At 46.6% G+C, this 26,827-nt stretch carries 27 protein-coding genes; 25 read left to right on the forward strand and 2 right to left on the reverse strand.

The features are described from left to right. Positions 1-4: 4 nt before the first annotated feature. The 4 genes from prmA to thiI are packed head-to-tail and all read left to right on the forward strand — an operon-like array spanning position 5 to position 4,061. A complete protein-coding gene (prmA, locus tag MCG98_RS09310; protein WP_240301727.1) occupies positions 5-958 on the forward strand; it encodes a 50S ribosomal protein L11 methyltransferase in 954 nt (317 codons plus the stop codon). 8 nt (positions 959-966) lie between these two features. Further along, positions 967-1,704 carry a 16S rRNA (uracil(1498)-N(3))-methyltransferase gene (locus MCG98_RS09315; protein ID WP_240301728.1) on the forward strand — a complete coding sequence of 246 codons (738 nt, stop codon included), beginning with the start codon at positions 967-969 and terminating at the stop codon, positions 1,702-1,704. A gap of 9 nt (positions 1,705-1,713) precedes the next feature. Continuing rightward, complete coding sequence (locus MCG98_RS09320) at positions 1,714-2,868, forward strand: cysteine desulfurase family protein (protein WP_240301729.1); 1,155 nt, start codon at positions 1,714-1,716, stop codon at positions 2,866-2,868. Between the two features lie 14 nt (positions 2,869-2,882). Then, complete coding sequence (gene thiI / locus MCG98_RS09325) at positions 2,883-4,061, forward strand: tRNA uracil 4-sulfurtransferase ThiI (RefSeq protein WP_240301730.1); 1,179 nt, start codon at positions 2,883-2,885, stop codon at positions 4,059-4,061. Positions 4,062-4,118: 57 nt separating this feature from the next. Here the strand turns inward: thiI and MCG98_RS09330 are convergent, their stop codons facing one another. Further along, the gene (locus MCG98_RS09330; protein WP_240301731.1) at positions 4,119-4,352 is read right to left on the reverse strand and encodes an HPr family phosphocarrier protein; all 234 of its coding nucleotides are present in this window, start codon (positions 4,350-4,352) and stop codon (positions 4,119-4,121) included. A 98-nt stretch (positions 4,353-4,450) separates the two neighbouring features. Here MCG98_RS09330 and mtaB point away from each other — a divergent pair, with 98 nt between their 5' ends. The 9 genes from mtaB (at position 4,451) to MCG98_RS09375 (ending at position 11,170) form a co-directional block, all read left to right on the forward strand. Continuing rightward, a complete protein-coding gene (gene mtaB, locus MCG98_RS09335) occupies positions 4,451-5,764 on the forward strand; it encodes a tRNA (N(6)-L-threonylcarbamoyladenosine(37)-C(2))-methylthiotransferase MtaB (protein WP_345891637.1) in 1,314 nt (437 codons plus the stop codon). An 82-nt stretch (positions 5,765-5,846) separates the two neighbouring features. After that, positions 5,847-6,116 (forward strand): IreB family regulatory phosphoprotein, encoded by a 270-nt coding sequence (locus tag MCG98_RS09340; RefSeq protein ID WP_028527350.1) that lies wholly within the window; start codon positions 5,847-5,849, stop codon positions 6,114-6,116. Positions 6,117-6,120: 4 nt separating this feature from the next. Then, entirely contained in the window at positions 6,121-6,537 is a 417-nt protein-coding gene (gene ruvX / locus MCG98_RS09345) for a Holliday junction resolvase RuvX (RefSeq protein ID WP_028527349.1), read from the forward strand. A 23-nt stretch (positions 6,538-6,560) separates the two neighbouring features. Further along, complete coding sequence (locus MCG98_RS09350; protein WP_028527348.1) at positions 6,561-6,821, forward strand: DUF1292 domain-containing protein; 261 nt, start codon at positions 6,561-6,563, stop codon at positions 6,819-6,821. A gap of 29 nt (positions 6,822-6,850) precedes the next feature. Next, positions 6,851-8,515, forward strand: coding sequence for a ribonuclease J (locus MCG98_RS09355; protein ID WP_240301732.1), 1,665 nt, complete (start codon positions 6,851-6,853; stop codon positions 8,513-8,515). A gap of 6 nt (positions 8,516-8,521) precedes the next feature. After that, entirely contained in the window at positions 8,522-8,860 is a 339-nt protein-coding gene (locus tag MCG98_RS09360) for a YlbF family regulator (protein ID WP_028527346.1), read from the forward strand. A 21-nt stretch (positions 8,861-8,881) separates the two neighbouring features. Next, complete coding sequence (locus MCG98_RS09365; protein WP_240301733.1) at positions 8,882-9,286, forward strand: endolytic transglycosylase MltG; 405 nt, start codon at positions 8,882-8,884, stop codon at positions 9,284-9,286. After that, entirely contained in the window at positions 9,283-9,972 is a 690-nt protein-coding gene (locus MCG98_RS09370; protein ID WP_240301734.1) for an O-methyltransferase, read from the forward strand. The genes MCG98_RS09365 and MCG98_RS09370 overlap by 4 nt, the downstream gene beginning before the upstream one ends. Further along, positions 9,932-11,170 carry a U32 family peptidase gene (locus MCG98_RS09375; RefSeq protein ID WP_240301735.1) on the forward strand — a complete coding sequence of 413 codons (1,239 nt, stop codon included), beginning with the start codon at positions 9,932-9,934 and terminating at the stop codon, positions 11,168-11,170. The genes MCG98_RS09370 and MCG98_RS09375 overlap by 41 nt, the downstream gene beginning before the upstream one ends. On the opposite strand, the gene sigK is transcribed toward MCG98_RS09375, so the two are convergent. Further along, positions 11,138-11,764, reverse strand: coding sequence for an RNA polymerase sporulation sigma factor SigK (gene sigK / locus MCG98_RS09380; protein ID WP_240301736.1), 627 nt, complete (start codon positions 11,762-11,764; stop codon positions 11,138-11,140). The two genes, MCG98_RS09375 and sigK, sit on opposite strands and share 33 nt — an antisense overlap. A 181-nt stretch (positions 11,765-11,945) precedes the next feature. Here sigK and MCG98_RS09385 point away from each other — a divergent pair, with 181 nt between their 5' ends. The 12 genes from MCG98_RS09385 (at position 11,946) to pepF (ending at position 26,759) form a co-directional block, all read left to right on the forward strand. Next, a complete protein-coding gene (locus tag MCG98_RS09385) occupies positions 11,946-13,481 on the forward strand; it encodes a YifB family Mg chelatase-like AAA ATPase (RefSeq protein WP_240301737.1) in 1,536 nt (511 codons plus the stop codon). After that, the gene (dprA, locus tag MCG98_RS09390) at positions 13,471-14,352 is read left to right on the forward strand and encodes a DNA-processing protein DprA (protein ID WP_240301738.1); all 882 of its coding nucleotides are present in this window, start codon (positions 13,471-13,473) and stop codon (positions 14,350-14,352) included. Before MCG98_RS09385 ends, dprA begins: the two co-directional genes overlap by 11 nt. Before the next feature lie 124 nt (positions 14,353-14,476). Then, positions 14,477-16,543, forward strand: a complete 2,067-nt coding sequence (gene topA / locus MCG98_RS09395; RefSeq protein ID WP_240301739.1) for a type I DNA topoisomerase — start codon at positions 14,477-14,479, stop codon at positions 16,541-16,543. 208 nt (positions 16,544-16,751) lie between these two features. After that, entirely contained in the window at positions 16,752-17,555 is an 804-nt protein-coding gene (gene codY / locus MCG98_RS09400; RefSeq protein WP_240301740.1) for a GTP-sensing pleiotropic transcriptional regulator CodY, read from the forward strand. 294 nt (positions 17,556-17,849) lie between these two features. Next, positions 17,850-18,122 (forward strand): co-chaperone GroES, encoded by a 273-nt coding sequence (locus tag MCG98_RS09405; protein WP_240301741.1) that lies wholly within the window; start codon positions 17,850-17,852, stop codon positions 18,120-18,122. Between the two features lie 23 nt (positions 18,123-18,145). Then, positions 18,146-19,771, forward strand: coding sequence for a chaperonin GroEL (gene groL, locus MCG98_RS09410; RefSeq protein WP_240301742.1), 1,626 nt, complete (start codon positions 18,146-18,148; stop codon positions 19,769-19,771). 215 nt (positions 19,772-19,986) lie between these two features. Then, complete coding sequence (gene guaB, locus MCG98_RS09415) at positions 19,987-21,441, forward strand: IMP dehydrogenase (RefSeq protein ID WP_240301743.1); 1,455 nt, start codon at positions 19,987-19,989, stop codon at positions 21,439-21,441. Positions 21,442-21,683: 242 nt separating this feature from the next. Continuing rightward, complete coding sequence (locus MCG98_RS09420; protein WP_240301744.1) at positions 21,684-22,397, forward strand: peptidoglycan recognition family protein; 714 nt, start codon at positions 21,684-21,686, stop codon at positions 22,395-22,397. Then, the gene (locus MCG98_RS09425; protein ID WP_240301745.1) at positions 22,384-22,788 is read left to right on the forward strand and encodes a secondary thiamine-phosphate synthase enzyme YjbQ; all 405 of its coding nucleotides are present in this window, start codon (positions 22,384-22,386) and stop codon (positions 22,786-22,788) included. The genes MCG98_RS09420 and MCG98_RS09425 overlap by 14 nt, the downstream gene beginning before the upstream one ends. Positions 22,789-22,962: 174 nt before the next feature. Continuing rightward, positions 22,963-23,676 (forward strand): IMP cyclohydrolase, encoded by a 714-nt coding sequence (locus MCG98_RS09430; RefSeq protein ID WP_240301746.1) that lies wholly within the window; start codon positions 22,963-22,965, stop codon positions 23,674-23,676. A 22-nt stretch (positions 23,677-23,698) separates the two neighbouring features. Further along, entirely contained in the window at positions 23,699-24,877 is a 1,179-nt protein-coding gene (locus MCG98_RS09435) for a phosphoribosylaminoimidazolecarboxamide formyltransferase (protein ID WP_240301747.1), read from the forward strand. Positions 24,878-24,956: 79 nt separating this feature from the next. Continuing rightward, positions 24,957-26,759, forward strand: a complete 1,803-nt coding sequence (gene pepF, locus MCG98_RS09440) for an oligoendopeptidase F (protein ID WP_240301748.1) — start codon at positions 24,957-24,959, stop codon at positions 26,757-26,759. Positions 26,760-26,827: the final 68 nt, after the last annotated feature.

Consider the following 26,827-nt stretch of genomic DNA (forward strand, 5'->3'; position numbering starts at 1 on the left):
GAATATGAAATGGAATAAATTTACATTGAAGACAAGAACGGAAGCGGAAGACATTGTAATTTCCACACTGGCTGAGGCGGGGATACAGGGGGTGGAGATTGAGGACCGGCAGCCGCTCACGGAGGCGGACAAGCAGCAGATGTTTGTGGATATCCTGCCGGATTTTCCTGCGGATGACGGGATCGCCTATCTGAATTTTTATCTGGATGAGAAGGAAGACAAGGAGAGCATTCTGGCAAATGTCAGAGAGGCACTCGAGGAGCTGCGGATGTTTATCGACATCGGAGAGGCAACCATCCAGGAATCTCAGACAGAGGACAAGGACTGGATCAATAACTGGAAGGAATATTTCCGCCAGTTCTATGTGGATGATATCCTGATCATTCCGTCCTGGGAAGAGGTCAAAGAGGAGGATAAGGGAAAACTGATTATTCACATTGACCCGGGAACAGCGTTCGGCACCGGTATGCATGAGACGACGCAGCTTTGCATCCGCCAGCTGAAAAAGTATGTGACTCCGGCGACAGAATTGCTGGATGTGGGGACAGGAAGCGGAATTCTGTCCATCGTTGCGCTGAAGCTGGGCGCACACCATGCGGTAGGGACTGACCTGGATGTCTGTGCGGTTCCGGCGGTTGAGGAGAACAAGGCGGCTAATGGCATTGACAGAGACGCATTCACCATGATGATCGGAAATCTTATCGACAATAAAGAGACGCAGGATGCGGTCGGATATGAGAAATATGACATTGTAGTAGCCAATATCCTGGCGGATGTTCTGGTTATGCTGACGCCCGTTATCGTGAAACAGATGAAACCGGGAGGCATTTATATTACATCAGGGATTCTGGCTGAAAAGGAAGGGGTTGTCAGAGACGCAATATCCCATGCGGGGCTTACTGTAGAGGAAGTGACGTATCAGGGAGAATGGGTGTCAGTGACAGCGCGGAAACGGTAGGAGCGGATATGTATCGTTTTTTTGTGGATGAAAATCAGATCAGGGAAAACAGGGTTCATATCACAGGAGGAGACGTGAACCATATCAGAAATGTACTGCGGCTGAAACCGGGAGATGAGGTATGCGTCTCGGATGGAGGAAAGATGGAATATCACTGTGGTATTCTGGGATTTTCTGAAGGTGAAGTGCTGCTTGAAGTACAGTATATGCAGGAAGAAAAGCTGGAACTTGGATCGCGTATTTACCTCTTCCAGGGACTCCCCAAAAGTGATAAGATGGATACCATTGTCCAGAAGGCTGTTGAACTGGGCGTATATCAGATTATCCCCGTGGCGATGAAGCGCTGCGTGGTCAGGCTGGATCAGAAGAAAGAGGAGAGCAGAAGAAAGCGCTGGAACAGCATTTCAGAGAGTGCCGCAAAGCAGGCGGGGCGTATGATCGTCCCGGAAGTAAGACCGGTACTGACCTTTGAGAAGGCTCTGGAATATGCGGCAGACTGTGACGTCAGACTAATGCCTTACGAAATGGCCAGCGGCATGAAAGAAACAAAAGAGCTGCTGACAGGTATCAGCAAAGGACAGTCTATCGCGGTCTTTATCGGACCTGAGGGTGGATTTGCCGGGGAGGAAGCAGAGCTTGCGCGTGGGAGCGGGATGGAACTCATCACGCTGGGAAAGAGAATTTTAAGAACGGAGACAGCAGGAATGACGACGCTGTCAATCCTGATGTTTTTATTGGAGGATTAAGGATAGAATATGGAAGCTTATTTGGATAATTCGGCGACCACGCGGTGCTACTGGGAAGTGTGTGAGATGGTCAGCCGCACGATGTACGAGGATTTTGGAAATCCATCTTCCATGCATTTAAAAGGCGTGGAGGCGGAGCGCTACGTAAAAGAGGCAGCGTCCCGGATTGCAGTGACTTTAAAGGCGTCTGAAAAGGAGATCTACTTTACATCGGGCGGGACGGAATCGGACAACTGGGCTCTGATCGGAACGGCAGAAGCCCATAAAAGACGCGGCAGGCATATCATCACAACGGATATCGAGCATCCGGCGGTCTCGGCTCCGGCATCATTTCTCAAGGAGCAGGGGTTTGAGGTGACAAGGCTGCCGGCAGACAGTCAGGGCTGTATTTCTCTGGATGATCTCAGGGAGACGGTTCGGGAGGATACGATCCTTGTGTCGACGATGTATGTCAATAATGAGATCGGTTCCGTACAGCCGGTGGAGGCCATAGGAGCCTTCTTGAAAGCGCAGCACCCTGAGGTCGTTTATCATGTGGATGCGATCCAGGCGTATGGGAAATACCGGATCTATCCGGAACGCATGGGAATTGACCTGCTGTCTGTCAGCGGCCATAAGATTCACGGGCCAAAGGGGGTCGGATTTCTGTATGTGAGAAATAACGTAAAACTTCTTCCGGTCATCCACGGGGGCGGCCAGCAGAATGGGATGCGTTCCGGGACGGATAATGTGCCGGGAATCGCCGGACTTGGATGTGCGGCTGAGATATGCTGCAATGGACTGGAAAAAAATGTGGAATATATGTACGGTCTGAAACAGCAGCTTGCAGGTGGCCTGAACAGCATGGAAGATGTGGTGATTCACGGAATGGAGACATCTGACGGAGCTCCGCATATTGTGAACGCTTCTTTTCTGGGCGTGCGCAGTGAAGTGCTGCTGCATTCGCTCGAAGAGAAGGGAATCTTTGTATCGGCCGGATCTGCATGTTCAACGCACAGGAAAAGTAAAAGCCCGACGCTGTCGGCCATCGGTGCCGATGCCAAGGAAATGGAGTCTGCGGTACGGTTCAGCTTTTCGGAGGAGACGACGCCGGAGGAGATCACCTATACACTGGAAGTTCTCGAAGGGCTGCTGCCAATGCTGCGGCGGTATATGAGACGTTAGAAGGAGAAAATAATATGTTTACAGCATTTTTAATAAAATATGCCGAGATCGGGATCAAAGGAAAGAACAGGTATCTGTTTGAAGATGCGCTGGTAAGGCAGATTCGGTTTGCGTTAAAGCCTGTTGAAGGAGAATTTGATGTGACGAGGGAGCAGGGCCGGATCTATGTCAATGCCGGGAGTGCATTTGATTTCGACGAGGCGGTGGAGGCGTTGAAACGGGTGTTCGGAATCTCCGGCATATGCCCGGTCGTCATCGTGGAGGATGAGGGATTTGAAAAGCTGGCACAGGACGTCACTGCGTATATGGACAGCCAGTATCCGGATAAAAACATGACATTTAAAGTGAACGTCAGACGTGCCCGGAAATCATATCCCATGAGTTCCATGGAAGCCAACAGTGAGCTTGGCGGAAGATTACTGGATGCATTTCCGGAACTGAAAGTGGATGTACACAAGCCGGATATCATGCTCAATGTAGAGATACGGAATCGAATCTATATTTATTCTGATATCATTCCCGGTCCCGGAGGGATGCCGGTGGGAACAAACGGAAAGGCGATGCTTCTGCTCTCCGGAGGGATTGACAGCCCTGTGGCAGGTTATATGATAGCGAAGCGCGGTGTTCAGATTGAAGCTGTTTATTTTCATGCCCCTCCATATACGAGTGAGCGTGCAAAACAGAAAGTGGTGGATCTTGCACGGCTGGTGTCACGCTACAGCGGCCCCATCAAACTGCATATTGTCAATTTTACAGACATACAGCTTTACATCTACGACCAGTGTCCGCATGATGAGCTTACGATTATCATGCGCCGTTATATGATGAAGATCGCGGAACGCATTGGGAGAGAGACAGGCTGCCTGGGTCTGATTACGGGAGAGAGTATCGGGCAGGTCGCAAGTCAGACCATTCAGAGCCTTGCTGCGACGAATGAGGTATGCACCATGCCGGTGTTCCGCCCGGTGATCGGATTTGATAAACAGGAAATTGTGGATGTGGCGCTGAAGATCGATACGTATGAAACATCGATTCAGCCGTTTGAAGACTGCTGTACGATTTTTGTGGCAAAACATCCGGTGACAAAACCGAATCTGAATGTGATCAAACGTTCGGAGATGAAGCTGCAGGAAAAAATTGATGAAATGCTGGAGACGGCGATTGGCACCGCAGAAGTGATCACTGTTTTCTAGGACGTGCATTTGAGAAAATAAAAAAGGCTTTGCTTAAATGCGAAGCCTTTGATAATCTTAGATAATATATGGTTCCAGGCTCTTTAATACTTCTTCCAGAGCTTCGCCTTCGGCGTGGATGTTCAGGTTGATCGGTTTTGCAAGATCCAGGCTGAAGATTCCCATGATGGATTTGGCGTCGATAACATACCTTCCGGAGACGAGATCGAAGTCAAAATCAAATTTGGAGATTTCATTTACAAAGGATTTTACTTTATCGATGGAGTTTAAAGAAATCTGAACTTTTTTCATAATAATGTTCCCTCCCTTAATTTATTAATGATGATATGAACATCTTACATTTTATGGATGGGAAAGTCAAGGGCAAACACATAAAACGGAGGTAAAACGTGGGTAAAAAAGCGGCACTGCATAACCTGGGATGTAAAGTGAATGCGTATGAGACGGAGGCCATGCAGCAGCTTCTGCAGGAGAACGGGTATGAAATTGTAGATTTTGCGCCGGGTGCAGATATCTATATCATCAACACCTGTACGGTGACGAATATCGCAGACAGAAAATCCCGCCAGATGATTCACAAGGCCAAAAAGATGAATCCCCGGGCGCTGGTCGTCGCGGCCGGCTGTTACGTACAGGCAGGAAAAGAAAAATTAGAAAAAGATGCGTCGATTGATATTATAATTGGGAATAATAAGAAGAAAGACCTGATTTACATTCTAAAGGAACATGAGAAAAAACTGGAAAACAGGAATAGTGTGATCGATATCAGTCATACAAAAGAATATGAGGAGCTTTACGTATCACATATGACAGAACATACGAGGGCCTATATCAAGGTTCAGGACGGCTGCAATCAATTCTGCACGTACTGCATTATTCCGTATGCGAGAGGCAGAGTCAGAAGCCGGCATAAAGAAGATGTTCTGCGAGAGGTGCGTCGTCTGTCTGCGGCCGGCTGCAGGGAGATCGTGCTGACCGGCATTCATCTGAGCTCTTACGGCACGGACCTTCAGGACGGCGATCTGCTTGATCTGATACGGACTGTACATCAGGAAAGCGGGATCGAACGCATTCGGCTGGGATCGCTGGAGCCGGGAATCATCACGGAAGAATTTGCAGAAGCACTCTCTGCGATGCCAAAGATCTGCCCGCATTTCCACCTGTCTTTGCAGAGCGGGTGCGACAGGACCTTAAAGAGGATGAACAGAAGGTACGATGCCAAAGAGTATCAGACCAAATGTGCCGTACTGCGCAGATACTTTAAACAACCGGCGCTGACGACGGATGTGATCGTAGGATTTCCGGGCGAGACGCCTGAAGAATTTGAAGAATCCCGGAAATTTGTGGAGGAAATCTCATTTTATGAAACTCATATTTTTAAATATTCCAGGCGGGAAGGCACAAAGGCGGCGGATATGGAACATCAGGTTTCTGACGCGGATAAAACGCTGCGAAGTAATATCATGATTCAGATGGGAAAAGAAAAAAAGAAAGCCTATATGGAGCAGTTTCTGGGACAGACCCTGGAAATTCTGATAGAAGAACAGGCTGTGATCGATGGGGAAAACTACTGGGTGGGTTATACACCACAATACCTGAAAGCAGCAGTCAGGCTTCCGGGAAACCCGAGAAACACGTTGGTTTTGATAAGGGCCTGCAGGCTGCTGGAAGATGAGATACTGCTGGCTGTTTCTGTGTCATGAGAAATCTTCATAAATTCTTCATTGTATTTTTGGAGATTTTGTATTAAAATAAGATAGATATCAAAATTAAGGGCGTGAAAATATGGCAAATATTAGTAATACACAGTATTTTAAAGTGAAAACAGAACCAGAAATACAGGTGAAGGATGTGCTTGATCTGGTGTATAACGCGATGGCTGAAAAAGGATATAACCCGGTCAATCAGATTGTGGGCTATATTATGTCCGGCGATCCGACTTACATTACGAGTTACAAGGGCGCAAGAAGCATGATTATGAAAGTAGAACGGGATGAACTGGTAGAGGAGCTGTTAAAAGCTTATATCGAGAATCAATCCTGGAAGAGAGACTGATTTCATGCGGATAATGGGACTGGATTATGGATCCAAAACTGTAGGGGTGGCTGTCAGCGATCCTCTCGGAATTACTGCTCAGGGCGTTGAGACGATCTGGCGGAAGTCTGAGAACAAACTGCGTCAGACACTGGCACGGATTGAGGAACTGATAAGGGAATACCAGGTTGAAAAAATTGTTCTTGGGTTTCCCAAAAATATGAATAACACGATAGGGGACAGGGCTGCCATGTCTTTAGAGTTTCAGCAGACTTTAAAAAGACGGACAGGTCTGGACGTTGTCATGTGGGATGAACGGCTGACGACAGTTGCAGCAGAGCGCGTACTGATGGAAGGGGGCGTACGGCGGGAACACCGCAAGGAGCGCGTGGATGAACTGGCTGCGGTTCTGATTCTTCAGAACTATCTCGACAGTCTGTAATTCATTTAGAAAAGGTAAACGGTATGGAAAAAATCATATTTTTAGAAGAAGACGGAACGGAAACAGAATTTTACGTAGAAGAACAGACAAGGATGAACGGATGTAATTACCTGCTGGTGACAGAATCTCTGGATGATGAGGCATGTGCTTATATTCTGAAAGATTTATCCGAAGATACAGACCAGGATTCCAGATATGTAATGGTAGAAGACGATCTGGAACTGGAGACGATATCACGTCTGTTTGCGGACATGTTAGAGGACGTGGACATCGAATTGGAATAAGAAATATAAATTAGTGAGTGGAGGTACTCTTGAAAAAAATTAATAATTCAAAATTGAAAATCATTCCGCTGGGCGGCCTGGAGCAGATTGGAATGAATATTACTGCCTTTGAGTGCGAAGACAGTATTGTTGTCGTGGACTGCGGGCTGTCATTTCCGGAAGACGATATGCTGGGCATTGACCTGGTGATCCCGGATGTGACTTATCTGAAAGACAATGCAGATAAAGTAAAAGGCTTTGTCATCACACATGGACATGAGGATCATATTGGTGCGCTTCCTTATGTGCTGAAACAATTAAATGCACCGATCTATGCGACGAAACTGACGCAGGGATTAATTGAAAATAAATTAAAGGAACACAATCTTCTTCGAACTACCAAAAGAAAAACCGTAAAGCATGGCCAGTCAATTAATCTTGGCTGTTTCCGTATCGAATTTATTAAAACAAACCACAGTATCGCAGACGCTTCTGCCCTGGCGATCTATTCACCGGCGGGAATCGTTGTTCATACAGGAGACTTTAAAGTGGATTATACGCCTGTTTTCGGCGATGCGATCGATCTTCAGCGCTTTGCGGAGATTGGAAAAAAGGGTGTGCTGGCCCTGATGTGTGACAGTACGAACGCGGAACGCCCCGGTTTTACTATGTCAGAACGCACAGTTGGAAAAACATTTGATAATATATTTGCCGAACACAAAAATACGCGGATCATCATCGCTACATTTGCTTCGAATGTTGACCGCGTACAGCAGATCATCAATTCTGCATATAAATATGGACGCAAGGTTGTTGTGGAAGGGCGGAGTATGGTAAATGTCATTTCAACAGCCTCAGAACTGGGATATCTGAATATCCCGGATAAAACCTTAATTGATATTGACCGGATGAAAAATTATCCGGATGAACAGATGGTACTCATTACGACGGGAAGCCAGGGTGAGTCCATGGCGGCGCTGTCCAGGATGGCAGCGGATATCCACAGAAAAGTTACGATCAAACCCAATGATACGATTATTTTCAGTTCCAACCCGATCCCGGGGAATGAAAAAGCGGTGTCAAAGGTGATCAATGAACTTTCGGCGAAAGGGGCAGACGTTATATTCCAGGATGCACACGTATCAGGGCATGCCTGCCAGGAGGAGATTAAGCTGATCTACTCCCTTGTAAGGCCGAAATATGCGATTCCGGTGCATGGAGAATACCGTCACCTGAAGGCACACGCACAGATTGCACAGAATCTGGGACTGCCGAAAGAAAATGTATTTATCATGACTTCAGGTGAAGTCATGGAGATGAGCCAGGAACAGGCAAAAATTGTTGGAAAAGTGCATACGGGTGCAATTCTGGTAGACGGGCTCGGTGTCGGAGATGTCGGGAATATTGTCCTTCGTGACCGCCAGCATCTGGCGGAGGATGGCATTATCATCGTAGTGCTCACGCTGGAAAAATTCAGCAACCAGCTGCTGGCCGGTCCGGATATTGTATCACGTGGATTTGTATATGTACGGGAGTCAGAAGATCTGATGGGTGAAGCCAGAGTTGTAGTGGAGGACGCGCTGGATGGATGCCTTGAAAAACAGGTTTCTGACTGGGGAAAAATAAAGACCGTCATTAAAGATGGGTTGAGTGAATTTGTATGGAAGAGAACAAAGAGACGTCCAATGATTCTTCCGATAATAATGGAGGCGTAAGGTACCATGAATGCGATCGAGCAGAAAACGTATGAATTGATTCAGACAATCAAAGACAGCGAATACTATAAGACGTTTGAGGACAGCCTGGAGAAAGTTGTGAGACAGCCGGAGGTAAAAGGAAGGCTTGATGAATTCCGTGCGCGTACGTTCCGGATGTATAATGAATTGGATGAAGTGGATTTATATGATGAAACAGATAAAATAGAAAGAGAACACAGAGAGCTTCGGAGAATACCGGAAGTAAATGCTTTTCTGGATGCTGAGTATGAGCTGTGTAAACTTCTGAAATCTACGGAAGATATGATCAATATGGCGATCGACGTACAGATCCCAGAGCTGTAAACCCAGGAGACAGGAGAAAGTATGGCAAAAAAGAAGAAGCGCAATGCCGGACATCATTCTGCGGTCAAAAATGCGGGGAAAACGATACGTATTCTGATCTATGTACTGGTGATCGTGGCAATCGCGCTGCTCGGGAAAACTGCATACAGTTTTGGATACGCTGTCTTTGACCAGGAACCCATGACCTCGGAGGCGAGGGCAAAGGAGATAGAAGTCATCGTACAGGAGGGCATGTCTGTATATCAGATCGGAAAACTCCTGGAGAGTAAGGGACTGATCGAAGATCCGGTGATCTTCTGGGTACAGGAGCAGCTTTCTGATTACCGTGGTAAGATAAAGACGGGCCGGTACACGCTCAGCACTGCACAGACACCGGATGAGATGATCGAAATCATGTCTGCACAAGAGGAGGAAAGCGAAGAGTGATTGTGGATGAAAGAATGACGACATATATCAATTCGCTGGATACCGGAAACACCCCTTTTCTGGAAACGCTGGAGCGTCAGGCACGCCGGGATCATGTTCCGGTGATCAGAAGGGAGATGCAGAGTTTTCTTAAAGTATTGCTGGCACTGAAACGGCCTGCGCGGATCCTTGAAGTGGGAACTGCTGTCGGATTTTCTGCGCTTCTTATGTGTGAGTATAATCCGGAGAGATGTCATATTACAACAATAGAAAATTATGAGAAAAGAATTCCGCTGGCACGCGAGAATTTCCGGCGTGCCGGGCGGGAGAACTGTATCACCCTGATACAGGGAGATGCAGCAGAAATTTTAGAGACACTGAATGGCCCTTTTGACTTCATCTTCATGGATGCGGCAAAGGGTCAGTATCTTCATTTCTTGCCTCAGATCCTGCGTCTGATGGCACCGGAAGCACTGCTCGTCTCGGACAATGTGCTTCAGGACGGGGATATTATCGAATCGCGTTTTGCAGTTGAGAGGCGTAATCGTACCATTCATAGACGCATGAGAGAATATCTGTATGCATTGAAACACCGTGAAGAGCTGGTGACTTCTGTGCTCCCGTTGGGAGATGGCGTGACAGTCAGTGTGCGAAAGGGGACCGAGGATGAGAAAACCGGAATTGCTGGTGCCTGCCAGCAGCCTTGAGGTATTAAAAGTTGCCGTGGTATTCGGCGCCGATGCTGTCTATATCGGCGGTGAGGCATTCGGCCTCCGGGCGAAAGCTAAGAATTTTTCCATGGAGGATATGCGGGAAGGTATTGCGTTTGCGCATGAGCATGGAGTAAGAGTCTATGTGACTGCGAATATCCTCGCACATAACAGGGATCTGCCGGGTGTGCGCAGGTATTTTGAAGAGCTTAAAGAATTTGGACCAGACGGTTTGATCATTGCGGATCCAGCCGTTTTTATGATTGCAAAAGAGGTTTGTCCTGAAATGGAGCTTCATATCAGTACGCAGGCGAATAATACGAATTACGGAACATATCAGTTCTGGTATGGACTGGGGGCAAAGCGCGTCGTATCTGCACGTGAACTTTCCCTTGAGGAGATCCGGGAAATTCGTGGAAATATACCGGAAGATATGGAGATTGAGACATTTGTGCACGGAGCGATGTGTATATCTTATTCAGGGCGCTGTCTGCTCAGTAATTATTTTACCGGCAGGGATGCGAATCAGGGAGCGTGCACACATCCCTGCCGGTGGAAATACTATGTGATGGAAGAGCAGCGCCCGGGAGAATATCTGCCCGTCTACGAAAATGAGCGCGGTACGTATATCTTTAATTCCAAAGACCTTTGCATGATTGAACATATTCCTGAACTGATCGAAGCCGGTATCGACAGCTTCAAAATAGAGGGCAGGATGAAAACGGCGTTGTATGTTGCCACCGTGGCACGGACATACCGCAGGGCGATCGATGATTATCTAAAGGATCCCGCATTATATGAAGCGAATATGGACTGGTATCGGGATCAGATTTCGAACTGCACATACCGGCAGTTTACTACCGGATTTTTCTATGGCAAGCCGGATGAGTCTGCGCAGATATATGACAATAATACTTATGTAAAAGAGTATACGTATCTGGGAATTGCAGGGGAACAAAATGAACGCGGCCAGTTCCATATCTCTCAGAGAAATAAATTTTCCGTCGGCGAACTTATAGAAGTGATGAAACCGGACGGTGAAAATATTCCGGCTACAGTCCGGGCCATCTTTGATGAGGAAGGCAATGCGATGGAAAGTGCACCCCATCCTCAGCAAAGCTTATGGATCGATATCGGAATCAGGCTTGAACGCTACGATATTCTAAGGAGACAGGAAGCAGCGCCTGAGTTTTAACAGCGCATTTTTTTCGATGCGGGAAACATAAGAGCGGCTGATTCCCATCTTCTCTGCTATTTTTTTTTGCGTGTATTCTGATTCGCCGTACAGGCCATAGCGGAGTTTCAGGACAAAGTATTCCTGTTCGGACAGGGCTGAGTCCATCAGTGCATAGAGTTTTGCGATATCTTCTTTCAGTGCGCAGGTATCGGCTGCATCAGCGCTACCGCTTTCAATGATATCCAGGAGGTGAATTTCATTCCCCTCCTTGTCAGTACCGATCGGTTCATAAAGAGAGACCTCCCTGGAGGTCTTTTTTTTGCCCCTGAACATCATGAGAAGTTCATTCTCTATACAACGTGCTGCGTATGTAGCAAGCCGGTTCCCCTTGTCGCTGTCGAACGTGGAAATGGCTTTGATCAGGCCAATCGTACCGATGGAGATCAGATCATCCGTGTCGGTGTCTGTTCCCTGGTATTTTTTGACAATATGTGCAACCAGCCGCAGGTTGCGCTCGATCAGGATGTTTTTAGCATCCATGTCGCCCTGTTTGTATTTTTGGAAATATTGTCGTTCCTCCTCAATAGTCAGTGGCTTTTGAAATGTTTTCAAAAACAGCACCTCGAAAGGATTTATTTTATCTTATGTCGCGAAAAGCCTTTTCGTGCTTTTCCACCTGTTTTCGGTTGCAATTTGACAGGCAGTATGATAAAATCCAACTACCAATAATTCTGAATCTGCCGGTTCCGGCACGATGATCCCATTTTTTACAACATAATTCAGGAGGACGTCTATGTTCAGTAGCATAATATCGGCTGCTATATGGGGCGTAGAGGCACGGAAAGTTTATGTGGAGGCTGATGTAAGTAACGGGCTTCCGTGTTTTACGATTGTAGGGTATGCATCTGCGCAGGTCAAAGAAGCCCAGGAGCGTGTCCGCACGGCTCTGCGTAATGCAGGCATTGTTATTCCGCCGAAGCGTGTCACAATCAATCTCGCACCAGCAGACTTGAGAAAAGAAGGGAGTGGTTTTGATCTGCCGGTGGCAGCGGCAATATTGCTTGCAGTCGGAAGAATTCCGCCGGCCTCGATGAAAGGTGTGATGGTGATGGGCGAACTGGGACTGGATGGCTGCATCCGGGGTGTGAGCGGTATTTTACCGGCAGTGCTCACCGCCAGAAAAGAGGGGTGTCATACGTGTCTTGTTCCCGCTGTGAATCAGTCGGAGGGAAACCTTGTGGAGGGCATGCGGGTAATCGGAATTTCCAGTCTGGCGGAATTTCTCACTTTTGCCTGTCACGGAATACTGCCCGTCCACAGTGTGGGCTGTCAGCAGATACAGGAAGATGAGGCTGAGGAACTCGATTACGCACAGATCAGCGGCCAGGAGGAAGTGAAACATGCTGTTTTGCTGGCAGCAGCCGGTTTTCACAACCTGCTTCTGTGTGGACAGCCAGGTTCAGGGAAGACGATGATAGCAAAAAGGATGCCATCCATTCTTCCGCCGATGAGCAGGGAGGAGAGTCTGGAGGTTATGAAAATCCACAGTATTGCAGGCATTTTGCCGAGTGGAGGAATCCTGCAGAAGCGTCCGTTCCGTGCGCCGCATCATACGGCATCCCCTCAGGCACTCGCAGGAGGAGGAAGAGTCCCGAAGCCGGGGGAAGTAACGCTTGCCCATCACGGCGTATTGTTTCTGGATGAACTGGCGGAAATGTCCAGAAGAAGTATTGAAATTCTGCGCCAGCCCCTTGAAGAACATGAAATCACCATTGCCAGGCTGAACGGGACTTTCAGATATCCGGCATCTTTTCTTTTTCTTGCCGCGATGAATCCCTGTCCGTGCGGCTGCTATCCTGACATGAACCGATGCAGCTGCACGGACGCGGAAATTCACAGATACAGAAGCAGGATCAGCCAGCCGCTGTTGGAACGTATTGATCTGTGTGCGGAAGTACCACTGGTATCGTACGTTGCGCTTAAGAGTGAAAGGTCAGGTCTTGGGTCTGCCGAAATGCGCAGGGACGTCATACGTGTCCACGAGATTCAGAGAAAACGGTATCAAAACAACAAGATCCGTTTTAATGCTCATCTGGATGCGGCCGGAATCCGTAAATTCTGTCCTATGGATGAGGAAGCAGAAATGCTACTGGGACAGGCATTTCAATGTATGAGGCTCAGTGTAAGAGCATATCATCAAATTATAAAGGTCGCGAGAACTGCGGCCGATCTGGAGGAAAGTCATATCATAAGAAAAACACACATCAGTGAGGCTGTATGCTACAGGAGTCTCGACGAAAAGTCAGGAGGGTACGAAAGTGAAAGATAAGATCCGCTGCGTGCAGAGGGGAAAAACAGGGTATCCGGATAAACTGATGCAATACAGAGGCATGCCCAAAGAACTTTATGTGAGAGGAGAGTTACCGGGTCGGGAGCCTGCCGTGGCTATTGTGGGGGCAAGGATGTGCAGTCAGTATGGAAGAATCCAGGCACAGGAATTCGCGCGTGTACTGTCGCTTCACGGTTTGGCTGTCATCAGCGGAATGGCGCAGGGGATAGACGGGAGTGCACACTACGGAGCCCTGGAAGCAGGAGGCCCGACTTACGCTGTGCTTGGATGCGGACTCGATATCTGCTACCCGGCATGCAACCGCCACCTGTATGAAAAAATGCCGAAAGCAGGGGGACTGATATCAGAATTTCCGGAGGGTACAAAACCGCTTCGATGTCATTTTCCCATGAGAAACCGGATTATCAGTGCACTGGCAGACATTGTACTGGTGATAGAAGCGAAAGAAAAGAGCGGTTCCCTCATCACCGCTGACTTCGCCCTGGAACAGGGGAAGGATGTATTTGCCGTCCCGGGCCGAGTTGGAGATGCCTTGAGTGCTGGATGCAACAGGCTGATCGCACAGGGAGCGGGAATTGCATGCAGTCCCGGGATGCTGCTTGAGCAATTTGGGATTTTGCAGGAAAACCGCATGCGTACTGAGAAAAATACAGTATTGGGACTTGCAAGAGATTTGGATTTGGTGTATAGTTGTGTAGATTTACAACCGAAAGATTTACATACAATTTTAGAGGAAGTGCCGTTTTCAGCAGAAAAAACGATGGAAATTTTGTTGAAACTGCGGTTGGAGGGGAAAATATCCGAGCCATTCCGAAATTGGTATGTGAAAGTAAACGGTGACGTCCGCTGACGTGGACCTCACTATGAATGAAGGTCGGCTGCTCCGTGCCAATGTGAAGCTGCAAACAAGCTTGCCCATTCACATGGCCGCCGTCCGGGACTTTCATAATAAATATATGATATAGGAGGCTGTTGTGGCAAAATATCTTGTGATTGTAGAATCACCAGCGAAAGTAAAAACAGTGAAGAAGTTCCTGGGAACGAATTATGAAGTTGCTGCTTCATTTGGACATGTAAGAGATTTACCGAAAAGTCAGCTCGGTATTGATATAGAAAATGATTACGAACCGAAATATATAACGATCAGAGGAAAAGGGGAGCTGCTGGCAGGTCTTCGCAAAGCGGCCAAAAAGGCCGACAAAGTATATCTGGCGACTGACCCTGACCGCGAAGGGGAAGCCATCTCCTGGCATCTGTCCAAGGCATTGAAGCTGGAGGACCAGAAAATGCGCAGGATTACGTTTAACGAGATCACAAAGTCAGCCGTTAAAGAATCTATCAAGCATGCGAGAGATATCGATATGAAACTTGTAGATGCACAGCAGGCAAGACGTGTGCTGGACCGTATGGTGGGTTATCGCATCAGCCCGCTGCTCTGGGCAAAGATCAAACGCGGACTTAGTGCCGGTCGTGTTCAGTCCGTTGCGCTGCGCATTATCGGGGACCGTGAGGATGAGATCAATGCATTTATCCCTCAGGAGTACTGGAGTATGGATGCCCAGTTTCAGGTCGACGGCGCAAAAAAACCGCTGATAGCCAAGTTTTATGGAAAAGAAAAGGAAAAAATTGCGATCAACTCCAGGGAAGAGCTGGAAGAGATCCAGAGACATTTAAAAGGTGTGTCGTATCATGTGGCAGAGGTAAAAAAGGGTGAACGTGTAAAAAAGGCCCCGCTGCCGTTTACCACGAGTACACTGCAGCAGGAAGCGGCAAAGACACTCAATTTCTCTACTCAGAAGACGATGAGACTTGCACAGCAGTTATATGAAGGGATCGATATCAAAGGAAACGGGACCGTCGGTGTTATCTCTTATCTGCGTACTGATTCAACAAGAGTTTCTGAGGAAGCGAAGGCAATGGCCTACGAATACATCAGTGAGCAGTATGGAAAAGAATATGCGGCGGATGCCGGGCAGCAGGCACAGAAGGAAAAGAGCAATGTGCAGGATGCGCATGAAGCCATAAGACCGACAGATGTCACAAGGCTTCCGGCTATGTTAAAAGAGTCTCTCACAAGAGACCAGTTTCGCCTGTATCAGCTGATCTGGAAACGTTTTACCGCCAGCCGGATGACGCCGGCAGTTTACGAGACGGTATCTGTAAAGATTGCAGGCGGTGAATATTATTTTACAGTTGCTGCATCCAGAATAAAATTTGATGGTTTTATGTCCGTCTATGTACAGAGTGATGAAGAAAAAGAAGAGAATAATGCACTTGTGCGCAGCATCGGTGAAGACACAAAACTGAATTTTGAAGAATTTATAAGCCAGCAACATTTTACTCAGCCTCCGGCACATTATACGGAAGCATCTCTTGTCAAGGTGATGGAGGAACTCGGTATCGGAAGACCAAGTACGTATGCACCGACGATCACGACACTGTTAGGCAGAAGATATCTGGTAAAAGAGAACAAAAATCTCTATATGACAGAACTTGGGGAAGTGGTCAACAATATGATGAAGGAAGCGTTCCCCAGTATTGTCGACGTGAACTTTACAGCTAATATGGAAGCACTTCTTGACGGTGTAGAGGATGGAAGCATCTTCTGGAAGACAATCGTCAGGAATTTCTATCCGGATCTTGCTCAGGCTGTAGACGAGGCGGAAAAGGAGCTGGAGGAATATAAGATAGAGGATGAGGTGACGGAGGTCATCTGCGAGGAGTGCGGACGCAATATGGTGATCAAATACGGTCCTCACGGAAGATTTCTGGCGTGCCCGGGATTTCCGGAATGCCGCAATACGAAGCCATATCTGGAAAAGATTGGTGTGAAATGTCCGGTTTGCGGAAAGGAAGTAGTACTGCGCAAAACGAAAAAAGGAAGAAAGTATTATGGATGTGAGGATAATCCGGAGTGTGAATTTATGTCCTGGCAGAAACCATCTGACCAGCCGTGTCCGGAATGCGGCGGTTATATGGTTGAAAAAGGCAATAAGCTGGTATGCCATAACGAACAGTGTGGCTATGTGACGAAAAAATGAAAAAGAGCCGTCAGAGCTGTTGCCTGGCGGCTCTTTCTGCCATGAAAGCTGTTGATATGTTTAAAAAACAGCCGATATCATACATGCAATATCAATTGTCAGAAATTACTTAATAATATGAAAATATATAAGAAATATTATTGATTTTACATTTAATATATGATAAAGTATAAATAATATAAGATGCTGGTGCAGGAAAGGAGCGCTAATGAGTGTACAATTACTAGATAAAACTCGAAAAATTAATAAGCTATTACACAATAACAACTCTACTAAAGTAGTCTTTAATGATATCTGTAAGGTTATGATGGAAACCCTGGATTCCAATATTCTGGTTATCAGCCGGAAAGGAAAGGTACTGGGAGTCAGCCTTTGCCCGGGTGTGGAAGAGATTACAGAGCTGATCGATGACAGTGTGGGAGGATACGTTGATTCTCTGCTGAATGACAGATTTTTAAGTGTTCTGTCGACCAAGGAAAATGTCAATCTTGAGACACTTGGATTCATCAGCAATAACGTCAGCCGTTATCAGGCGATCATCACACCGATCGATATCGCAGGCGAACGCCTGGGAACAGTGTTTATGTACCGGAGCAATGCGCCGTATGATATTGAAGACATTATAGTGAGTGAATACGGTACTACTGTTGTAGGGTTGGAGATGATGCGTTCTGTTAACGAGGAGAACGCAGAGGAAGCCAGAAAAGTACAGGTTGTAAAGTCGGCATTTAATACACTGTCCTTTTCCGAGATGGAAGCAATTATTCATATTTTTGATGAGCTGGATGGAAATGAAGGAATTCTGGTTGCAAGCAAAATTGCCGACAGGGTCGGGATCACCCGTTCTGTCATCGTCAATGCACTTCGCAAATTCGAAAGTGCAGGTGTGATAGAATCCAGATCCAGCGGAATGAAGGGTACTTATATTAAGGTCCTGAACGATGTGATATTCGATGAGCTGGATGAACTTAAAAACAGCAAAAACGGAAAGCATGGAGAAAAAACGATATAAGATGAACCGGTAATATACCGCCTCTGTAACTAAGATTTACGGAGGCGGTATTCTTTTTTTGAAAAAGTGCTCATACTATAGAATGTTCCCGAAAAAAACGTAAAAAATGTAAAAGTGAGAAAAAAAGAGATAAAAAGAGTATAGAAGAGTTAATTAATGATTATACTCTGATTTATGACAAAAGACAAAGTTGCTAAAAATCCGCAGGTTCACTAATATATGATTTATCAAGTAGCACTCAAATCAAGTGAGTGCTAATAAAATAAAAAGATTTAAAAAAGGAGGCAATATAGAATGAAATTAGTACCATTAGGAGACAGAGTTGTATTAAAACAGTTAGTAGCAGAAGAGACCACAGCATCAGGAATCGTGCTGCCGGGACAGGCACAGGAAAAACCTCAGATGGCAGCTGTAGTTGCAGTAGGACCTGGAACTGAAGATGTGAAAATGGAAGTGGCTGTAGACGATCAGGTTGTATTTTCAAAATATGCTGGAACTGAAGTGAAAATCGATGGAGAAGAACTGATCATCATTAAACAGCAGGATATCCTGGCTGTAGTTAAATAAGAAGACTGGAGGAACAGATAATTATGGCAAAAGCAATTAAATTTGGAGCAGAAGCGAGAGCAGCACTGGAAAGTGGCGTTAATCAGTTAGCAAATACAGTAAGGGTGACACTGGGACCGAAAGGTAGAAACGTAGTACTTGATAAATCCTATGGCAATCCGCTTATCACAAACGATGGTGTTACGATCGCTAAAGAAATCGAACTGGAAGACGGCTTTGAAAACATGGGCGCACAGCTCATCCGCGAAGTTGCATCTAAAACAAATGATGTAGCAGGTGATGGTACAACTACAGCAACTGTACTTGCACAGGCAATGATCAACGAAGGAATCAAAAACCTGGCAGCAGGCGCAAACCCGATCGTTCTGAGAAAGGGTATGAAAAAAGCAACAGATAAGGCGGTGGAAGTGATCGCTGCCATGGGCAAAAAAGTTGACGGTAAAAAACAGATCGCAAGAGTAGCGGCTGTTTCTTCCGGGGATGACCAGGTTGGAGAGCTTGTTTCTGATGCAATGGAAAAAGTATCAAACGACGGTGTTATCACGATTGAAGAATCCAAAACCATGCAGACGGAACTGGATCTGGTTGAAGGAATGCAGTTTGACAGAGGTTACCTGTCCGCATATATGTCAACAGATATGGATAAGATGGAAGCTGTACTGGATAATCCATACATCCTGATCACAGACAAGAAAATCTCCAACATTCAGGACCTGCTCCCGATTCTGGAACAGATCGTTAAATCCGGAAACAAACTGCTGATTATCGCAGAAGACGTGGAAGGCGAAGCACTGACAACTCTGATTGTTAATAAACTGAGAGGCACTTTCGCAGTAGCTGCAGTGAAGGCTCCGGGTTACGGTGACAGAAGAAAAGCAATGCTCGAAGACATTGCAATTCTGACAGGCGGAAAAGTGATCTCTGAAGAAGTCGGACTGGATCTGAAGGAAATCACTATGGATGATCTGGGACAGGCAAAATCCGTTAAAGTTAAAAAAGAGAGCACCATCATCGTTGACGGCGCAGGCGATAAAGATGCGATCAAAGCAAGAGTCAATCAGATCAAGGGCGAGATCGAGACAACGACATCTTCCTTTGACAAAGAAAAATTACAGGAACGTCTTGCGAAACTGGCAGGCGGTGTCGCAGTTATCCGCGTAGGTGCTGCCACAGAGACAGAGATGAAAGAAGCGAAACTGCGTATGGAAGATGCTCTGGCAGCTACAAGAGCAGCTGTAGAGGAAGGCATCATTGCAGGCGGCGGATCTGCTTATGTACACGCAACGGCTGAAGTTACAAAACTGGCTGAGGAGCTGGACGGAGATGAGAAAACCGGCGCTATGATCATCGTAAAAGCACTGACTTCTCCACTGTATCACATTGCAGCAAATGCGGGGCTTGACGGATCTGTCATCGTTAACAAAGTAAAAGAAGCAGAAGCAGGCATCGGATTTGACGCATACAACGAAGAATACGTGGATATGGTGAAAGCCGGAATCCTGGATCCTGTAAAAGTAACAAGAAGTGCTCTGCAGAATGCAACAAGTGTTGCTGCTACTCTGCTGACAACTGAATCTGTCGTATCTATCATTAAAGAGGATGTTCCTCCGATGCCGGCAGGCGGCGGACAGGGAATGGGTATGATGTAATCCTTACCGCGGCAAAAGAAGTTTAAAATTGAATCCTGTATCGGAATCAGTCATGTAGGGCGTTCCGATACAGGATTTTTGAGTCCCGGTTTATTCTTTATGTTTTTTGTGTTATACTGCATAGAAAGGCAATTGACACAGGACTCGATTTTTGTTACACTAAGGGACAATCAGTAAAAACACGAGTGAACAAGTAAGAAACGGAGGAATGAAAAATGGGAAAGATTATTGGGGAAGGAATTACTTTTGATGATGTGCTGCTGGTGCCTGCATATTCAGAAGTGACTCCCAATCTGGTAGATTTATCAACCTGGCTGACAAAAAAAGTAAAGCTGAATATTCCGATGATGAGTGCGGGGATGGACACCGTTACGGAGCATCGTATGGCGATCGCGATGGCGAGACAGGGCGGTATTGGGATTATTCATAAAAACATGTCCATAGAACAGCAGGCAGATGAGGTAGACAAAGTAAAACGTTCTGAGAACGGAGTAATCACAGACCCATTTTTCCTTTCACCCGAACATACACTGGAGGACGCTAACAATCTGATGGCAAAATTCAGAATTTCCGGCGTTCCAATAACAGAGGGCCGCAAACTAGTAGGAATTATAACAAACCGGGATCTGAAATTTGAGGAGGATTTTTCAAAGAAGATCAAAGAATCCATGACATCTGACGGACTGATCACAGCTTTGGAGGGTATTACTCTGGATGAGGCCAAAAGAATCCTTGCCAAAGCGAGAAAAGAAAAGCTTCCGATCGTAGACAAAGATTTTAATCTGAAAGGTCTTATTACGATCAAAGATATCGAGAAGCAGATTAAATATCCGCTGTCGGCAAAAGATGAGCAGGGACGCCTTCTCTGCGGGGCGGCTGTCGGAATCACTTCCAATTTCATGGAGCGTGTGGATGCACTCGTGAATGCCAGAGTTGATGTTATCGTAATTGATTCTGCACATGGGCATTCTGCAAATATTTTGAAGACAGTGCGTGAAATCAAGGAAAAATATCCGGAACTTCAGGTAATTGCCGGAAATGTAGCTACGGAAGAGGCGACAAGAGATTTGATCAAAGCCGGCGTTGATGGTGTCAAGGTGGGAATCGGACCCGGATCCATCTGTACGACTCGTGTGGTGGCGGGAATCGGTGTGCCTCAGATCACAGCTGTTATGGATTGTTATAAAGCTGCTTCTGAGTTCGGGATTCCGATCATCGCTGATGGAGGTATCAAATACTCAGGGGATATTACGAAAGCGATTGCGGCAGGTGCGAACGTTTGCATGATGGGAAGCATTTTTGCAGGATGTGATGAAAGCCCTGGAGAATTTGAACTCTATCAGGGAAGAAAATATAAGGTATATCGTGGTATGGGATCTATAGCAGCCATGGAAAATGGAAGTAAGGACCGTTACTTTCAGACAGACGCAAAGAAACTGGTACCGGAAGGCGTCGAGGGACGGGTTGCCTATAAGGGTCATGTGGAAGATACCGTGTTCCAGCTGATCGGCGGACTGCGCTCCGGTATGGGGTACTGTGGAGCTCCGACGATCCAGGCAATGATCGAGACAGGTAAATTTATTAAGATTTCAGCAGCTTCATTGAAAGAATCTCATCCGCATGATATTCATATTACAAAAGAGGCTCCGAACTACAGTGTAGATGAATAATTAAGGGTAACAGTTCAGGGCGGCGAGGAAATTGGTGTAGAGAGCAACGTCAGGCTTGCTTGTAAGTCGCTTTCTATACCAATTTCTACATCGGATGGACATCCGATGCTTCCTGACCATTTTTTTGGTCAGGAAGATGCGCCGTCCTGAACAGTTACAATTATGGAATAAAAATGGCGACGGGAATCTGAAGAAAAGATTGTTGTCGCCGTTTTACGTGACTGACATAAAGAGGAAAACGCATGAGCAAAGGACGAGGGTATACGAACCAGGGGCGGAGAATGACGAGACAACAGAGAATACGGCAGAGGAACAGAGCGATCTTACTGTTGATACTTTCAGCTCTGGCGGTCATTATTGTGGTTATGGCCGGTTATCGGCTGTTATTTTCAAAGAAAGGTGAGGCGCAGGGCGCATCAGCGGATATACTGAGTGAGGAAGACTGGGAAGGAGCGCCTCCTCTGGATGTGCAGCTTCTCACGGTCAATGAATATTCGAGACCCGGAATACCGCTTGAGAAGGTGAAGGGGATCGTTGTTCATTATACTGCAAATCCCGGCAGTACGGCACAGGCGAACCGTAATTACTTTGAGGGCCTGAAAGATGAACATACGACAAAGGTCAGCAGTCATTTCGTCATAGGCCTGGATGGGGAGATCATCCAGTGCATTCCCAGTACGGAGATCTCCTATGCATCAAATGACCGCAATGGTGACACACTGTCTATCGAGTGCTGTCATCCTGACGAGACCGGAAAATTTACGGATGAAACCTACAGTTCTCTGGTTAAACTTACAGCCTGGCTGTGCAACCGTTTTGATGTTCCGATGGATGAAGTCATTCGTCACTATGATGTGACGGGAAAGGACTGTCCAAAATACTTTGTTGAGAATGAAGACGCGTGGAAACAATTCCGGAAAGATGTGGAGGAGAGCAGGAAGAATGAATCTGTTTAAACATGAAATTAACGTGGCTTCACCGCAGACGATGGTGAAGATCACAAAATATGTGCGTGAGGACCTGAAAAAATCGGGAATCGCATCGGGGATCGCAGTGATTTTTTGTCCGCATACGACCGCGGGAATTACGATCAATGAGAATGCAGATCCAGATGTTCAGCGTGATCTGCTGTATGGGTATGAAAAGGTATTTCCGAGCCAGGATGGAAATTACCGTCATTTTGAAGGAAACAGCCATGCTCATATGAAATCATCTGCAATGGGAGCGTCTGCCACGGTCATTGTGGAAGAAGGAAAACTGATACTCGGAACATGGCAGGATCTCTATTTCTGTGAGTATGATGGTCCCAGATACCGCAAATTCTATGTGAAAATTGTAGAGGGTTAAGAAAATAGGTAATGGATTTATGGATTTGAGTAATATTATTGCAAAAACGCTGTTTTTGCTGTAACATGAGATTATTGGTCGCATAATGGCGAATTATGCAGCAAAGTCATGGAAGGTCCGCCAGCGCGTACTTGAATATAACAGCATATTATCACAAGGGAGAAAGGATAAAACATGCAGATGATTTCATTGGAAAAGGAATTAAAAGGAAATGTATACCCGGGCAGGGGGATTGTTATCGGAAGATCAAAAGACGGAACGAAAGCTGTCACGGCGTATTTTATCATGGGAAGAAGTGAAAACAGCAGGAACCGTATTTTTGCTGAAGAAGGAAAAGGAATCCGGACGCAGGCATTTGACCCGTCCAGACTGACAGACCCAAGTCTGATCATTTATGCACCGGTACGTGTACTGGATGAAAAGACGATCGTGACAAACGGAGACCAGACAGATACCGTTTATGAGGGAATGGAGAAGGGGCTGACGTTTGAACAGTCGCTGAGAAGCAGGGAGTTTGAACCGGATGCGCCGAACTATACACCTCGTATTTCGGGTGTGATGCATGTGAAAGACGGCGCATACAGCTATGAGATGTCTATTCTGAAAAGCAACAATGGATGTCCCGACAGCTGCAGCAGATTCACCTTTTCATATGAAAATCCGGCAGCTGGCGAAGGCCATTTTATTCACACGTACATGTGTGACGGCAATCCTCTTCCAAGTTTTGAGGGAGAGCCAAAGACTGTAGAGATCATGGATGATATGGATGCGTTTACTGACATGCTCTGGAGCAGTCTGAATGAGGATAACAAGGTGTCACTGTTTGTGCGTTATATTGATATCGCAACGGGAACGTATGAAACAAAAATCATGAACAAGAATCAGTAGTCGATACAGGAGAGAATGGAAGATGAAAGAATTAGAATTAAAATATGGATGCAACCCGAATCAGAAACCGTCTAAGATCTATATGGCAGACGGTTCCGAGCTTCCGATCACCGTACTGAACGGCAAACCGGGATATATCAACTTCCTGGATGCGTTTAATGGCTGGCAGCTGGTCAAAGAGCTGAAGGAGGCGACAGGACTTCCGGCAGCGACTTCTTTTAAACATGTATCACCGGCAGGTGCAGCGGTTGGTCTTCCGCTGGATGATACGATGGCAGCAATTTACTGGGTAGAAAACAAAGAGGAGCTGACACCGCTTGCCTGTGCGTATGCGAGAGCCAGAGGTGCGGACAGAATGTCCTCTTTCGGTGATTTTATCGCGTTGTCAGACACCTGTGACAAAGAAACTGCGGGACTGATCCGTCATGAAGTTTCCGACGGTGTGATCGCACCCGGATATACGGATGAGGCACTTTCCATCCTGAAAGAAAAGAAAAAAGGAAATTACAATATTATCCAGATTGACACAGGTTACTGCCCGGCTCCGCTGGAACATAAAGAAGTATACGGCATTACATTTGAGCAGGGACGTCAGGAACTTCCGATCGATGATGCACTTCTCTCCAACATTGTAACAGAAAACAAAGAGATACCAAAAGAGGCGCTGAGAGATATGAAGATTGCGCTGATTACGCTCAAATATACACAGTCTAACTCCGTGTGTTACGTAAAAGGCGGCCAGGCGATTGGAATCGGTGCGGGACAGCAGTCACGCGTGCACTGCACACGACTCGCTGGACAGAAGGCGGACAACTGGCTGCTTCGTCAGAGCCCGAATGTTTTGAACCTTCAGTTTGTAGATACGATCAGCCGCCCGGAACGCGACAATGCGATCGATGTCTATATTGGCGATGAATATAGGGATGTACTGGCAGACGGCACATGGGAAAAGATCTTCAAAGTAAAACCCGAGGTATTTACACGTGAAGAGAAGCGTGCATGGCTGGATCAGATGAACGGTGTAACACTCGGGTCAGATGCGTTCTTCCCGTTTGCAGATAATATCGAACGTGCGAAAAAGAGCGGGGTAAAATATGTGGCACAGCCGGGAGGCTCTGTGAGAGACGATCTGGTGATCGAGTGCTGCAATAAATATCAGATGGTGATGGCATTTACCGGAATCCGTTTATTCCATCATTAATAAGAGCAAACTATCAGAGAGCTGTTGTGTATTTACAACGGCTCTCTGATCTGATTAAAAGGAAAGAGAGGCTGATAATATGCCAGAAACAAAACAGCTGCCAAAGCGTGATGAGGTCGCTTTGCAGGATAAGTGGAAAATAGAGGATCTGTATGCGTCAGATGCTGACTGGGAGGCGGATTTTTCAAAACTGGAAAAGCTTGCATCTCAGTTTGGAAGACATGAGGGTAAGCTGTCACAGAGTGCCGGGCAGTTGTACGACGCATTGAAGGAGCAGGATGAGATCTCCATGCTTCTGGAAAAAGTCTATGTATATGCGGGACAGAAAAATCATGAGGATATGGGGGATGGCAGGTATCAGCAGCTTGTGATGCGTTCCCAGGTATTGATGAGCCGTGTGGGGGAAGCACTTTCATTTATGGAACCGGAGATTCTGGGGATACCGGATGAGGTGATGGAGCGCTTTCTTGCTGAGTATGAGCCATTGCATCTGTACAGACGATATCTGCAGGAAAAGCGCAGGATGCGGGAGCACGTACTTTCGAGAGAAATGGAAGGGGTACTCGCGAAGGCGGCAAATATGGGGAAAGCTCCCCAGAATATTTTTCAGGTATTTAACAATGCTGATCTGGATTTTGGCACTGTGACAGATGAGGACGGAAAGACTGTTCAGCTGACGCACAGCCGTTATGTACAGTTTCTGGAGAGCCAGGACGTGAGAGTGCGCCAGGAGGCATTTGAAAGAATATATGCTTCATATGAACAGTTCAGGAACACGCTGGCTGCCGCATTTGACGCAAACGTTCAGCAGGAACGTTTTTTTGCTGAGATGCGCAATTACAGTTCCTCAATGGAAATGGAACTCGACGGGGGCAATATTCCGGTTTCCGTGTATGAAAAACTGATCGAAGCGGTTCATAAACATATGGATATCATGCACCGCTACGTAGCACTGCGCAAAGAGATCATGGGTGTGGATGAACTGCACATGTATGATGTCTATGTGCCGCTGGTAGCTCAGAAGGATAAACGGTATACTTTTGAGGAGGCGAAGCAGATCGTACTCAGGGGACTTGCCCCGCTGGGTGAAGATTATCTGAGCCTTCTGAAGGAGGGATTCGGACATGGATGGATCGATGTATACGAAAATCAGGGAAAGAGAAGCGGTGCGTATTCCTGGGGAGCGTACGGAACACATCCGTATGTACTGCTGAATTATAATGGAAGCCTGAATCACGTATTTACACTGGCGCATGAGATGGGGCATGCAATCCACAGCCATTACTCTGATCAGGTACAGCCGTATCCATATGCCGGATACCGCATTTTTGTCGCAGAAGTAGCTTCCACCTGCAATGAAGCACTGCTGATCCACGATCTGCTGGAGCATGCTTCTGATGCAGAGGAAAAGAGATATCTGATCAATTATTTCCTGGACCAGTTCAAGGGTACGCTTTACCGCCAGACCATGTTTGCTGAATTCGAACAGAAGGTTCATCGACTGGGACAGGAGGGACAGAGCCTGACGGCAGATGTGCTCTGCGAACATTATCTGGAACTGAACCGTCAATATTTTGGGGAGGATATGGTAATTGATCCACAGATTGCTATGGAATGGGCGCGGATTCCTCATTTTTACACACCGTTTTACGTCTATCAGTATGCGACTGGCTTTTCTGCTGCGATTGCCATCAGCAGTAAAATTATAAAGAAAGAACCTGGTATTGTAGAAAAATACAAAGAATTTTTAAGCGGCGGCAGTTCAAAGGATCCGATCGATCTGCTGAAGATCTGTGGAGTAGACATGACCAGCTCCCAGCCGGTAGAAGAGGCGCTGAAAGTATTCAGGAAATATCTTGATGAATTCGCCGGACTTGTATAAGGCTGCTGCTCAGCGGAGGGTTCGGGAACAAAGAGTTCTCGATTAAGATCACGGAGGCGGAATTCACT

The sequence above is a fragment of the Ruminococcus sp. OA3 genome, assembly GCF_022440845.1.
GTDB lineage: Bacteria > Bacillota > Clostridia > Lachnospirales > Lachnospiraceae > Ruminococcus_G.